The organism is Inhella sp. (assembly GCF_027532025.1).
Taxonomy (GTDB): domain Bacteria; phylum Pseudomonadota; class Gammaproteobacteria; order Burkholderiales; family Burkholderiaceae_C; genus Inhella.
The window spans coordinates 65,362-77,317 of sequence record NZ_JAPZSY010000017.1 but is presented as its reverse complement, the minus strand read 5'-3'; the positions used below and the strand labels follow the sequence as shown (position 1 = coordinate 77,317).

Genomic DNA, 11,956 nt, shown 5'->3' with positions numbered 1-11,956 from the left:
CCCCCCCCCCCCGCCCCCCGGGGCCGGGGCCCGGCCCCACGGCCAGCGGGGGCGGCGGCCCCCAGCGCAGGCTGTGGGCCGCGGGGTCGAACAGGGCGCCGGCCACGTTCATCATGGCCAGGCCATCGCCAATGCAGTGGTGGTAGCGCAGCATGAAGGCGGCCCCGCTGCGCCCGCGGTCGATGAGGTGGGCTTGCCACAGCGGCCGGTCGCGGGGCAGGGGCTGGCTGGCGATGTCGGCCACCAAGTGGGCGAGGGCGCGCTCGCGGTCGGCCGCGGTGCTGCGGGGCGTGTGGGGCAGGGCGAGCAGGTGAAGGTGGTCGTCGAGGTCGATGTCTTCGACGTCCTCCCACTGCGGCAGGCCCAAGCCCAAGGCGGGTTCGACGACGCGCTGCCGAAACCGATCGAAGTGCAGCAGCCGGTTGCGCAGGACGTAGCCCAGCGCTTCGGCATCCAGCGGCTTGGCCGTCAGCACCAAGCCGTTGACGACCGCCGGATGGGCCGGTCCGTCCATGTGCAGCCACGCTGCGTCCATGCTGCTCATCGCGTGCCGGGCCATCGTCACCTCCACCGCCCCACCCCGGGGTCGAGTCGATGCTAGGCAGGCGGCCTGCTCGCGCGATTGCGTTCGCTCAAGCGCGCAGGCGGGCAGGGCTGTCAGCGTCGGGGCATCGCGTTGAGCGCCCCTGGAGGGTTTCGCCCATGAACGACGTCAGCCAGCCCATCAGCAGCGACGTGCTGCTGGACACCTACGCCCAGCCCGGAGAAACCACGGTCGATGAGGTGCGCCATCGCATCGCGCAGGCCTTGGCCCAGGCCGAGGCCCCGGCGCAGCGCGCGCTGCGGGCGGCGCAGTTTTTGGCGGTGCAGCGCGAGGGCTTCATCGTGGCCGGACGCGTGGCGGCGCATGCGGGCACGGGGGCCAAGAGCACCATGATCAATTGCTTCGTGCAGCCCTTGTGTGACTCCATCACCCACGCCGAAGGCGGCATCCCGGGCATTTACACCGCCTTGATGGAAACCGCCGAAACCTTGCGTCTGGGCGGGGGCGTGGGCATCGACTTCTCGCCCATCCGACCGCGGGGCGCGCGCATCGCGGGGGTGGACACGCTGGGGCTGGGGCCCGTGGGCTTCCTGCAGTTGTTCAACCTGTCGTGCGAGCTGCTGGGCTCGACCGCGCGACGCCCGGGCGCACAAATGGGCGTGCTGCGCTGCGACCACCCCGACGCGCTGGCGTTCGCGCAGGTCAAGACGCAGGGCGGCTTGGCCAGCTTCAACCTGTCGGTGGCGGTCACCGATGCCTTCATGCAGGCCGTCAACGACGACACCGAGTTCGAGCTGGTGCACGCCGCCGAACCGGGCCCGGTGCAGCAGGCGGCTGGGGCCACGCGCCGCGCCGATGGGCTGTGGGTGTACCAGCGCTTGCCGGCCCGGCGTTTGTGGGCTGCCATCGTGGGCGGGGCTCACGAGCGCGGCGAGCCCGGCGTGCTGTTCGTCGACCGCATCCAAGCCGACAACAACCTGGGCTACTGCGAGCGGATCGCCGCCACCAACCCCTGCGGCGAGCAGCCGCTGCCGCCCTATGGCGCGTGTTGCCTGGGCTCGATCAACCTGGTGCAGTTGGTGGAGCGGCCGTTCGAGCCGTCGGCCCGGCTGGCGCTGGAGCGCCTGGACACGATGGTGCCGGTGGCCGTGCGCATGCTGGACAACGTGCTGCAGCTCACCCATTGGCCGCTGCCCCAGCAGCGCCAGCAGGCGCTGGCCAAGCGGCGCATCGGCTTGGGCTTCACCGGCTTGGGCGATGCGCTCATCATGCTGGGCCTGCCTTACGACAGCGAGGCCGCGCGCCAATTGGCGGCAGGGGTGGCGCGCACGCTGCGCGACCGCGCTTACGAGGCCTCCATCGCCCTGGCCCACGAGCGCGGCCCGTTTCCCAGCTTCAAGGCCGATGGCGTGCTGCGCCGGGGCAGCTTTGCTTCGCGCTTGCCCGGCGCGCTGCAGCGCGACATCCGAGCGCACGGGCTGCGCAACTCGCACTTGCTCTCCATCGCCCCGGCGGGCAGCGTGAGCTTGGCGTTTGCGGACAACGTGAGCAGCGGCATCGAGCCGCCCTATGCCTGGCATTACCTGCGCCACCGCCGGCGCCGAGACGGCCTGGGTCTGGCCGCCTACGACGTGGTGGACCCCGCTTGGCGGCTGCACCGCGCGCTGCGCGGTGCGTCGGCCCCCCTCGGCCCGGCCTTTGCCACCGCCACCCAGCTGCCGCCGGCTGCCCACCTGTCGATGGTGGCTGCCGTGGCGCCTTACATCGATGGCGCCATTTCCAAGACGGTGAACGCCAACGAGGGCTGCGCTTACGACGACTTCGAGGCCCTGTTCCGTCAAGCCTGGAAGGACGGGCTCAAGGGCGTGACGGCGTTTCGCAGCCGCGGCGTGCTGGGCTCGGTGCTGCAGGCGCCGGCCCCCCGCCACGGCACCCACACGGGGAGCCCCGCATGAACGCGCCCACCGCTTTGCCCCCAGCGGTCGATCTGCCCGCCGGCACCGTGGCCGTTTTGCCCATGCGCAACCTGGTGCTGTTCCCGCAGGTGCTGACGCCGGTCACCCTGGGGCGGCCCAAGTCGGTGGCCGCCTTCGAGCACGCCATCGCCCACGAGCTGCCCGTGGTGCTGGTGCTGCAGCGCGAGCCCGGCCACGACGACCCTGCCTTGGCCGACCTGTGGCCGGTGGGCACCCTCACCACGCTCGGGCAGCACCATCGCCACGCCGACGGCCAGGTGCAGGTGGTGTGCCAAGGGCTGCACCGCGTGCGCTTGCTGGAGCCGGTGGTCGGCCTGCCGTTCTTGGCCGCGCGCATCGAGCCCATGCCGGACGCCGCGCCCAGCTCCAGCCGGGCCGAGGCGCTGGCCCTGCAGCTGCGTGAGCGCGTTCAGGAGCTGCTCTCCGCCATGCCCGGCGTGCCGGGGGAATTGGTGCTCATGCTGCAGACCATCCGAGAGCCCGCCCAGTTGGCCGACCTGGCCGCCAGCCTCATCGACATCGAGCCCCAGGACAAGCAGCAGCTGCTGGAGATCCTGCCCACCGAAGAGCGCCTGGAGCAGGTGCTGCAGCGGGTGACGCACCGCTTGGAGGTGATGCGCATCGCCCGCGAAATCGCCGCCCGCACGCAGGAGCGCTTCGACGACCGGCAGCGCCGCGTGCTGCTGCACGAGCAGCTGCGCGCCATCCAAAAGGAGCTGGGCGAAAACGGCGACGAGGCGCGCGACATCGACCAGCTGGACGAAGCCATCACCGCCGCTCAGATGCCGCCCGCGGTGGAAAGCCAGGTGCGCAAGGAGTGGCGGCGCCTCAAGCGTATGGCCGATGCCGGCAGCGAGGCGGCGCCGCTGCGCACCTGGATCGAGTGGATGACCGAGCTGCCCTGGGCGCCGCCGGCCGAGCTGCGCATCGACCTGGCGGCGGCTCGCCAAAGCCTGGAGGCCGACCACTTCGGGCTGGCCCGTGCCAAGCAGCGCATCGTCGAGTACCTCGCGGTCAAGAAGCTCAACCCGCAGGGGCGGGCGCCCATCTTGTGCCTGGTGGGGCCGCCGGGTGTGGGCAAGACCTCGCTCGGCCAAAGCGTGGCGCGGGCGCTGGACCGGCCGTTCGTGCGCGTTTCGCTCGGCGGTGTGCACGACGAAGCCGAGCTGCGCGGCCACCGCCGCACCTACGTGGGCGCCATGCCCGGCCACATCGTGCAGGCGCTGCGCAAAGCCGGCGCGCGCGATGCGGTGCTGATGCTGGACGAGATCGACAAGATGTCGGCCGGCCTGCATGGCGACCCCTACGCCGCCTTGCTGGAGTTGCTCGACCCGGAGCAAAACGCCAGCTTTCGCGACAACTACCTCGGCCAGCCCTTCGACGTCAGCCGCGTGCTGTTCATCGCCACCGCCAACGTGGTGGACGGCCTGCCCGCGGCCGTGCGCGACCGGCTGGAGCTCATCGAGCTGCCCGGCTACACGCTGGAGGAGAAGCTCGCCATCGCCCACCGCCACCTGCTGGCGCGCCAGATGCAGGCCTGCGGCTTGCGCGACGAGCAGTGCCAGGTGAGCGAAGCCGCCTTGCGTGCCATCGCCACCGACTACACCCGCGAGGCCGGCGTGCGCCAGTACGAGCGCGAGTTGGGCCGCGTGCTGCGCGCCGTGGCCCTGCAGTTGGCGGAGGGCCAAGCCGAGCGCGTGCGAGTGGACGCGAGCGATTTGGCCACCCTGCTGGGCCCGCCCACGGTGGAGCACGACATCGGGCTGCGGACCAGCCTCACCGGCGTGGCCACCGGCCTGGCTTGGACGCCGGTGGGCGGCGACATCCTGTTCATCGAGGCCACGCGCATGGCCGGCACGGGGCGCCTGATCCTGACCGGCCAGCTGGGCGAGGTGATGAAGGAAAGCGCCCAGGCGGCGCTGACGCTGGTGAAGTCGCACGCGGCGGCGCTGGGCCTGTCGCCGGCGGCGTTCGAGCAGCTGGACGTGCACGTGCACGTGCCGGCCGGCGCCATCCCCAAAGACGGGCCGAGTGCGGGCGTGGCCCTGTTCGTGGCCCTGGCCTCGCTGTTCAGCGAGCGGCCCGTGCGGCACGACCTGGCCATGAGCGGCGAGATCAGCCTGCGTGGCTTGGTCTTGCCCGTGGGCGGCATCAAAGACAAGGTGCTGGCCGCCCAGCGCGCTGGGCTGCGCGGGGTGCTGCTGCCGGCGCGCAACCGCAAGGACTTGCAAGACATCCCGGAGCCCACGCGCGAGGCCCTGAACTTCACCTGGCTGGACAGCGTGGACGACGCCATCGAGGCGGCCTTGGTGCCGCGGCTCGCCCTGGCCATGGACCCCAGCGCGGCGCCGCCTGCGCTGGGCCGGCTGTGACCGTGCGACCGGCCGTGCCCACCCCGACCGCCCCCGCCGCCAGCCGCTGCGTGCTGTTCGAGGCCGCCGAGCTCGAGAGCGTGCTGGACACCATGGCCGCCCGCATGGCCGCAGGGTGGGGCCCCACGCGCTCCTTGGCGCTGCTGGGCCTGCTGCGGCGCGGCGCACCCCTGGCCGAGCGCCTGGCCCAGCGCTTGGTGCAGCACCACGGACTGCCGCCTCCGCTGCGGCTGGACCTGGACGTGAAGCGCTACGCCGACGACCTGCGCCTGCTCTACCCGGACACCCACCTGGGCGAGCACGAGGGCCTGCGCGGCCTGGACCTGAGCCAGCACCGCGTTTGGCTGGTGGACGATGTGCTGTACACCGGCCATTCCCTGCTGCGCGTGCTGGGCCACCTGGCCGCCTGGCACCCGGCCGAGCTGCGCGTGGCCGTTTGGGTCGACCGCTGCGTGGCCCGCCTGCCGCTGCACGCCGATGTCGTCGGTCTGCACCTGCAGATGGGCGCGCAGTCGGTGGTCGACTGCCAGGTGCCGCCGTACGAGCCCGCTTTGCGCATCGACGGCGTGCGACCCGCGGCCGAGCCCGAGCCCGAGGCTCAGCCCGAGCGGGCCGCCACGCGCGCGCCGTCGCTCAGCGCGGGCGGGGGGTAGATCACGAGCCGGTCGTTCGGCCCGAGGCCCGACTTCACCCAGGCCCAACGCCCGCTGCGACCGCCCAACACCACGGTGCGCAAGCGGGAGCGGCCCTGCTCGACGACGAAGACGCCGGCGCGCTCGTCGGCGCTGCTGGTGCTGGCGCTGGCGCTGTCGTCGGCCGGCGGCAGCGGGAACAGCGCACTCACGGGCGCGCGCAGCACCGCCTCTTGGCGCTGCGTGACGATGCGCACGCTCACCCGGTAGCCGTCGCCCAGGCTCGCCCATTCGGCCGCTGGGCTGCGCAGGTCGATCAGCACCCGCACCCGCTGCTCCTCCACGCCCAATGCCGACACCTTGGTGAACGCCGCGGGCTCCACGCGGCGCACCTCGCCCTGCAGCACGCCGGGGCCGCCCCAGCGCTCGATGCGCACGGCGCTGCCCGGCCGCGCCAGCCCGGCGTCGGTGCTCAACAGCTCGGCCACCACCTCCAGGCCGGCGAGGTCGCCCACGTCCAGCAGCGGCGTGCCCGCCGCCACGCTGCTTTCACTGGGCTGGTGCACCTTGAGCACCCGGCCGGCGATGGGCGAGCGCAGGGCCAAGCCACCGGCGCTGGGCGCGCCCCGAACCGCCTGCAGCGCCGCCTGCGCTTGCTCCAGCTCGTGACGCACGCGGTGCAGCGCTTCGCGGGCGGCTTCCTCTGCTTTTTGCGCCGCCTGCGCCGCCAGGCGGTCGCTGTCCAGCCGCGTGGCGGCCACAAAGCCCTGCTCGCTGAGCTGCTGGGTGCGGCGCCATTCCACCTCGGCGCGCTCGCGCGCCAGCGTGGCCGCGGCGGCCTGGGCGCCGGCGGCTTGCACCGCGGCTTCGGCGCCGCCGCGCCGGGCTTGCAGCTCCTGCAGGCTGCGGGCGTCCAGCAGCGGGCTGAGCAGGGGGTCGATGCGCGCCACTTCGGCGCCACGGGCCACCGCGTCGCCCTCGCGCAACTGAGGCCGCTGCAGCCGGCCCGCCAGCGGGGCCGAGACCACGTAGCGGTCGCGCAGCCGGGTGCGGGCTTCTTCTTCGATCGCGCTTTCGAAGGGTCCGAGGCTGGCGGCTTCCACCTCCACCGCCAGCGGCCGTGGGGCGAAGGCCCACACCAGCAGGCCCAGCAGCAGCGCTGCCGCCAGCCCCAAGCCCACCACGCGTCGTCGGTTCATGCTCACTCCCTGGTTTTCAGTGCCGCCACGAGGTCGAGGCGGTCGACGCGGCGGCGCACCGCCCAACCGCTGGCCACGGCCGCCGCCCCGATGCACAGGGCCGCCCAGGCGTAGGTGCGCGGCTGCACCACCACCGGGAGCAGGAACTGGTCGCTTTGCAGCGCCGTGGTCAGCCCGCTCACCAGGCCCAGGCCCAAGGCAAAGCCCAAAGGCAGGGCCAAGGCCACGCTCAAGGCCAGCTCGCCCAGCAGCAGGGCCGACACCTCGCCCCGCGTGAAGCCCAGCACGCGCAGGCTGGCCAGCTCCCAGCTGCGCTCGGCCAGCGCGATGCGCGTGTTGTTGTAAATGACGCCGAAGGCGATGACGGCGGCAAAGGTGCTCAGCACCGTGCTCATGATGCGGATGTTGCGCGCGCTGATTTCGTCCATGTTGCGCAGCATGCTGGCCTTGCTGAAGGCCCCGGCCACCCGCGGCATGTGGCGTGTCGCTTCCAGCAGCGCCGGCTCGCTGCCGGGCACCAGGGACAGCATGAAGCCGCCGGAGAGGTCGTCTTCGCCCAGCGCGCGGTTCAGGGCCCGCCGCTCCAGGTAGGCGTTCAAGCCCATCATGTCGCGCACCGTGGCCTGCAGCACCAAGCGCAGGCGGCGCGGGCGGCCTTCCAGCACCTCCACCTCCACCGTGTCACCCACGCGCAGGCCGAGCTTGGCCGCCAGGCGGTCGGTCAGCACCAGGCCGTCGCCACTCAAGCGCGTCTGCCGCTGGTCCACGTCGACGATGCGCGACAGCTCCGGCCAAGCGGCGCTGCCGCGCAGCAGGCTGCGCTGCCGGCGGTGGCCGTGAATCAGCGTCACCGGCACCAGCCGCGTGGACTCGGCCGCGCGCACGCCCGGCAGGCGCAGCAGCTCCAGGCGGGCCCGGTCGGGCACGGGCTGGAGCGTCCACACGGCCACGTCGTGGCGCATCACCCAGCGGAACTGCGTTTCCACGATGAAGTCGATGGCGTCGCGGAAGAAGTGGCCCAGCACCACCAAGGCCACCGCGGCGGCCACGCCCGCCACCGACAGGCCGGTGCGCAGGGGCCGGCGCTCCATGTGCCGCAAGACCATGCGCACGCCCGTGGGCAGGCCGCTCAGACCCAGCCGCTCCACCAGGGTGCGCCGGTAGCGGCCGGGGGCTGGCGGCCGCATGGCCTCGGCCGGCGCCAGCCGTACGGTGGCCGCGATGGCGCTGAGCGTGCCCAGCAGCGCGGTGAGCGTGGTGAGCGCGGCCGCGCCCAGCACCAGTGGGGGCGCCAAGCGGTGCGGGAACTCGGGGAAGCGGAAGGCCTCGGCGTACAGGCCCAGCAGCTGCGCGCCCAGCCAATCGCCCAGCGCCACGCCCAGCAGCAGGCCGATGAGCACGATGACGCTGACCAGCTTCAGGTAGTGCCCGGCGATGGCCGCGTTGTCGTAGCCCAGCGCCTTCAGGGCGGCGATTTGCTCGCGCTGCGTGGCCACCAGGCGCGAGATCACCACGTGCAGCAGGAAGGCCGCCACGGCGAAAAAGATGCCCGGCAGCACCGTGCCCAGCAGCTTTTGCTCCTGGATTTCGTTGTCCAGCATCGCGTGCGAGGGCTGGTCGGCGCGGGCGATGACCTCGCGCCCGCCGTAGCGCGCCAGGCGCCGCTGCAGCTCGTCGATCACCGCCCGTTCGTCGGCCCCGGGGGCCAGCGTCAGTGCCAGGCGGTTGAAGGCGCCCTGCATGTCGTAGGCGGCATCCAGGGCCTCTTGGTCGATCCAAAACACCCCGAAACCGCGCTGGTCCGGCATGCCCCACAGGCCGGCGAAGATGAATTCGGGCGACAGCGCCACGCCGCGCACCTGCAGCTGGCGCTCGCGCCCGTTGATGAGGGCCGTGAGCCGCGCCCCGGGGCGCAACTGGCGGGCGTTGGCAAAGGCCTCGGACACCCACACCGGCCAGCTGCCGTCGTCCATCACCGCGCCCGGCCAGGGGCTGGTCTGGCGGGGTGATGCGCCGCGCAGCGTGACGAGGTTCATGCGCGGCGGCTGGCGGCGGTCGATGCCGATGAGCTGCCCCAGCACGGCGTCGCTGCTGCCGGGCAGGCCGATGCGCACCACCTGCGCCGTCGTCGTTTGCACGTCGGCCACGCCGGGCACCTGCCGCAGGCTCGACGCCAGCGATACCGGGGCGCGCTCCACGCTGGCGAACACGTCGGCAAAGTGCGCCTGCGCGTAGAAGCGGTCGCGCGCCAGCGCCAGGGCGTCGACGGCCGACAGCGTGGTGAGCAGCCCCCCCACGCCGCTGGCCACCACCATGGCGATGGTCAGCACCTGGCCCGCCAGCAGGCGCAGGTCGCGCAGCAGCTTGCGGTCCAGGGCGCGCATCACCAGCTCAGCTCCGCCGAGGTTTTCTTGTGTGCGTTGCGCTCCACGCGCTGCAGCCGGCCGTCGCCCAGCACCATCACACGGTCGGCCATGCCGGCGATGGCGGCGTTGTGCGTGATGACCACCGCCGTGGTGCCCAGCTCCTGGTTGATGTGGGCGATGACGTCCAGCACCAGCTTGCCGGTGGCGTAGTCCAAGGCCCCGGTGGGCTCGTCGCACAACAGCACCTCGGGCCGTTTGACGATGGCCCGTGCGATGGCCACCCGCTGTTGCTCGCCGCCCGACAGCTGCGCCGGAAAGTGGTCGCGGCGCGGCGTGAGGTGGACGCGCTCGATGGCCTCGTCGATGTCCATCGGGTGCTCGGCAATGTCCGTCACCAGGGCGACGTTTTCGCGCACCGTCAGGCTGGGGATCAGGTTGTAGAACTGGAACACGAAGCCCACGTGCTCGCGGCGGTAGCGCGTCAGCTCGGCCTCGCTGGCCCCGTCCAGGCGGTGGCCGTTGAACGACAGCTCGCCCTGCGTGGGCACGTCCAGCCCGCCCAGGATGTTCAGCAGCGTGCTCTTGCCGCTGCCCGAGGCCCCCAGCAGCACGACGAACTCGCCGCGGGCGATCTCCAGCGAGACCTCGCGCAGCGCCACCACCTCGGCCGGGCCACGCCCGTAGACCTTGGTCAGCCCGCGGGCGCTGAACACGGGCGGCGGAGGCGGTGTGTCGGTCACCGCACCCATTCTGCGCAGCAGCGCTCCGCGCGCTTTGAGCCATCTCAAGGAGACGGGCCGAAGGCGCCCCATTGAGTCTGCTCAAGGCCGCCCGCTCGGCCGCCCCTAGGCTCGTTGGCACCGTGCAGCCGGCACCCCGCTTGGCGACGGCCCATTGCCAGGAGAGCCCCATGGACACCCCCACCCAAACCCCTCAACCCGACACCGCGGCGCGTGAGCGCCTGATGACCAGCTTGCAAGACGTGGTCAACGACGCCGAGACCCTGCTCAAGAACGCCCAGCACACCGGCAGCGAGCAGTTCTCGTCGGCCCGCAGCAAGCTCGAGATGCGCTTGCACGAAGCCCAGCACGAGCTCGCGGGCCTGCGGGAGGCGGCCACGCGCAACGTGCGACGTGCCGCGCACGCGGCCGACGAGGCCGTGCACCTGCATCCTTATGCCACCGCCGGCGTGGCGGCCGGCGTGGGCCTGTTGGTGGGCCTGCTGATCGCGCGACGCTGAGCCGGCCGCGTCATGCTGAGCGGCGAAACCGCGCCGGGCCTGTGGGCGGCGCTGCGTGGCGTGGCCAGCGCGGCCTTGGCCTTGGGCAGCACCCGGCTGGAGCTGGCGGCCACCGAGCTGGAGGAGGAGCGGCTGCGCTGGGCCGAGCTGGCCTTGTGGGCCACGCTCACCCTGTGCTGCCTCGTCGTGGGCACGGTCTTCAGCGGCCTGCTGATCGTGCTGTTGCTCTGGGACGGCCCGCGCGAGCTGGCCTTGGCGGGGCTGAGCGTGGCCTTCCTTCTGGCCGGCTGGGGGGCGTGTCGCACCTGGCGCCGAAAGGCACGCGACAAGCCGCCTTTGCTGGCCGCCACCCGGGCCGAACTGCGCGACGACTGCCAGGCCTTGGCCCGCCTGCCCGCGAGGGGGCGATGACCGGGGCCCAGCGCCGCGCCGCCTTGCAGCAGCGCCGGCAGGCATTGATCGAGCGGTCGCGCGTGCAGCGTCTTCAGTTGGCACTGGCCTGGGTGGACGCCACGCCCCGGATGCGCTGGGTCGACCTGGGTTGGCGCGTGCTGTTGCCGGTGCTTCGCCATCCCTGGCTGCTCCTGGTGCCGGCGGTGTTGTTGGCCTGGCCGCGGCCGCGTCACCTGCTGCTGCGTGCGGTCGGCTCGGTGTCGCTGTTGGCACGCCTGGGCGTGGGCAGCACGCTGCTTCGCCTTGTTCAAGGACCCTCGCGATGAAACACTTTCTGGTTCATGTGGACGCCTCGCCGCGCAGCGCCGTGCGGCTGGCGCTGGCCCAGCAACTGGCCACGCAACAGGCGGGGCGGCTCACTGCGTTTTACGGGGTGATGCCCGGCCTGCTCGTGACCCCCTGGGGCCTGGGCGAGGGCATGGCTTACGTCGCAGCCCAGCTCAGCGATTGGGATGCCGAGCATCGCGGGCGTGCGCAGTCGCTCGTGCGTGCGGCAGCGGCGCGATCGGGTCTGGTGGCGCCGCAGTGGATAGACGGCGGTCAAGCGCCTTACTGGGCGCTGTTGCAGGCCGCCCCGTATGCCGACGTGCTGGTCATGGGGCAGCCCGACCCGGCCGACACCCAAACCGGGGCGTGGCCGGCGGACTTGGTGCCCGGCGTGCTGTGCGACGGCGGCCGTCCGCTGCTCTTGGTGCCCCGCGCGGGCGAGGTGTCGCCCGCCTTTCGCCGTCCCTGGATCGCTTGGAATGCCTCGCGCGAGGCGGCGCGGGCTTGGCGGGCCGCCTTGCCCTGGCTGCGCGCCGCCGAGCGCGTGCACGTGGCGTTGGACGAGGCCCACAGCCGGCCTGACTTTGACCATGCCGGCGCGCTGCGGCAAGGCTTGCTGGAGCATGGGGTGGATGCGCCCGTGGAGGTGCACCGCATCGGCCCCGGCGACGCGGGCGAGGTCTTGCTCGGGATGGTCACCGCGGGTGGCGCCGACCTGCTGGTGATGGGGGGCTACGGGCACAGCCGCGCTCGCGAGTGGGTGCTGGGCGGGGCCACGCGCCACGTGCTGCAGCACGCGAGCCTGCCCGTTTTGATGAGCCATTGACCCCCCGCGCTGGGGGATTTGGACGTCGCTTGAGGGCACTCAATCGGCGGCAGGGTGCGGCGTCGGAGCATGGCCACCGAC

The 11,956-nt window shown here is 72.6% G+C and carries 11 protein-coding genes; 7 read left to right on the top strand and 4 right to left on the bottom strand.

What is annotated here, in order from left to right; all coding sequences use genetic code 11:
* Positions 1 to 559 (bottom strand): wax ester/triacylglycerol synthase domain-containing protein (locus tag O9335_RS04055; protein ID WP_298383919.1); only part of this gene is annotated, 559 nt, incomplete at its 3' end.
* A 143-nt stretch (positions 560 to 702) separates the two neighbouring features.
* Between O9335_RS04055 and O9335_RS04050 the strand changes: the two genes are divergently transcribed.
* The 3 genes from O9335_RS04050 to O9335_RS04040 are packed head-to-tail and all read left to right on the top strand — an operon-like array spanning position 703 to position 5,545.
* A complete protein-coding gene (locus O9335_RS04050; protein WP_298383917.1) occupies positions 703 to 2,499 on the top strand; it encodes an adenosylcobalamin-dependent ribonucleoside-diphosphate reductase in 1,797 nt (598 codons plus the stop codon).
* Positions 2,496 to 4,892 (top strand): endopeptidase La, encoded by a 2,397-nt coding sequence (lon, locus tag O9335_RS04045; protein ID WP_298383915.1) that lies wholly within the window; start codon positions 2,496 to 2,498, stop codon positions 4,890 to 4,892. The genes O9335_RS04050 and lon overlap by 4 nt, the downstream gene beginning before the upstream one ends.
* A 14-nt stretch (positions 4,893 to 4,906) precedes the next feature.
* Positions 4,907 to 5,545 (top strand): phosphoribosyltransferase family protein, encoded by a 639-nt coding sequence (locus tag O9335_RS04040; protein WP_298383913.1) that lies wholly within the window; start codon positions 4,907 to 4,909, stop codon positions 5,543 to 5,545.
* Here the strand turns inward: O9335_RS04040 and O9335_RS04035 are convergent.
* The 3 genes from O9335_RS04035 to O9335_RS04025 are packed head-to-tail and all read right to left on the bottom strand — an operon-like array spanning position 5,491 to position 9,838.
* Complete coding sequence (locus tag O9335_RS04035; protein WP_298383911.1) at positions 5,491 to 6,723, bottom strand: HlyD family efflux transporter periplasmic adaptor subunit; 1,233 nt, start codon at positions 6,721 to 6,723, stop codon at positions 5,491 to 5,493. The genes O9335_RS04040 and O9335_RS04035 overlap by 55 nt on opposite strands.
* A 2-nt stretch (positions 6,724 to 6,725) precedes the next feature.
* Positions 6,726 to 9,107, bottom strand: a complete 2,382-nt coding sequence (locus tag O9335_RS04030; RefSeq protein WP_298383909.1) for an ABC transporter permease — start codon at positions 9,105 to 9,107, stop codon at positions 6,726 to 6,728.
* Positions 9,107 to 9,838: an ABC transporter ATP-binding protein gene (locus O9335_RS04025; RefSeq protein ID WP_298383907.1), complete on the bottom strand. Its 732-nt coding sequence runs from the start codon at positions 9,836 to 9,838 to the stop codon at positions 9,107 to 9,109. The genes O9335_RS04030 and O9335_RS04025 overlap by 1 nt, the downstream gene beginning before the upstream one ends.
* A 161-nt stretch (positions 9,839 to 9,999) precedes the next feature.
* Between O9335_RS04025 and O9335_RS04020 the strand changes: the two genes are divergently transcribed.
* The 4 genes from O9335_RS04020 to O9335_RS04005 are packed head-to-tail and all read left to right on the top strand — an operon-like array spanning position 10,000 to position 11,875.
* Positions 10,000 to 10,329, top strand: coding sequence for a YqjD family protein (locus O9335_RS04020; protein WP_298383905.1), 330 nt, complete (start codon positions 10,000 to 10,002; stop codon positions 10,327 to 10,329).
* 12 nt (positions 10,330 to 10,341) lie between these two features.
* Positions 10,342 to 10,740, top strand: a complete 399-nt coding sequence (locus tag O9335_RS04015) for a phage holin family protein (RefSeq protein WP_298383903.1) — start codon at positions 10,342 to 10,344, stop codon at positions 10,738 to 10,740.
* Positions 10,737 to 11,048 carry a hypothetical protein gene (locus O9335_RS04010; protein WP_298383901.1) on the top strand — a complete coding sequence of 104 codons (312 nt, stop codon included), beginning with the start codon at positions 10,737 to 10,739 and terminating at the stop codon, positions 11,046 to 11,048. Before O9335_RS04015 ends, O9335_RS04010 begins: the two co-directional genes overlap by 4 nt.
* A complete protein-coding gene (locus tag O9335_RS04005) occupies positions 11,045 to 11,875 on the top strand; it encodes a universal stress protein (protein ID WP_298383899.1) in 831 nt (276 codons plus the stop codon). Before O9335_RS04010 ends, O9335_RS04005 begins: the two co-directional genes overlap by 4 nt.
* The last annotated feature ends 81 nt before the right edge of the window (positions 11,876 to 11,956 follow it).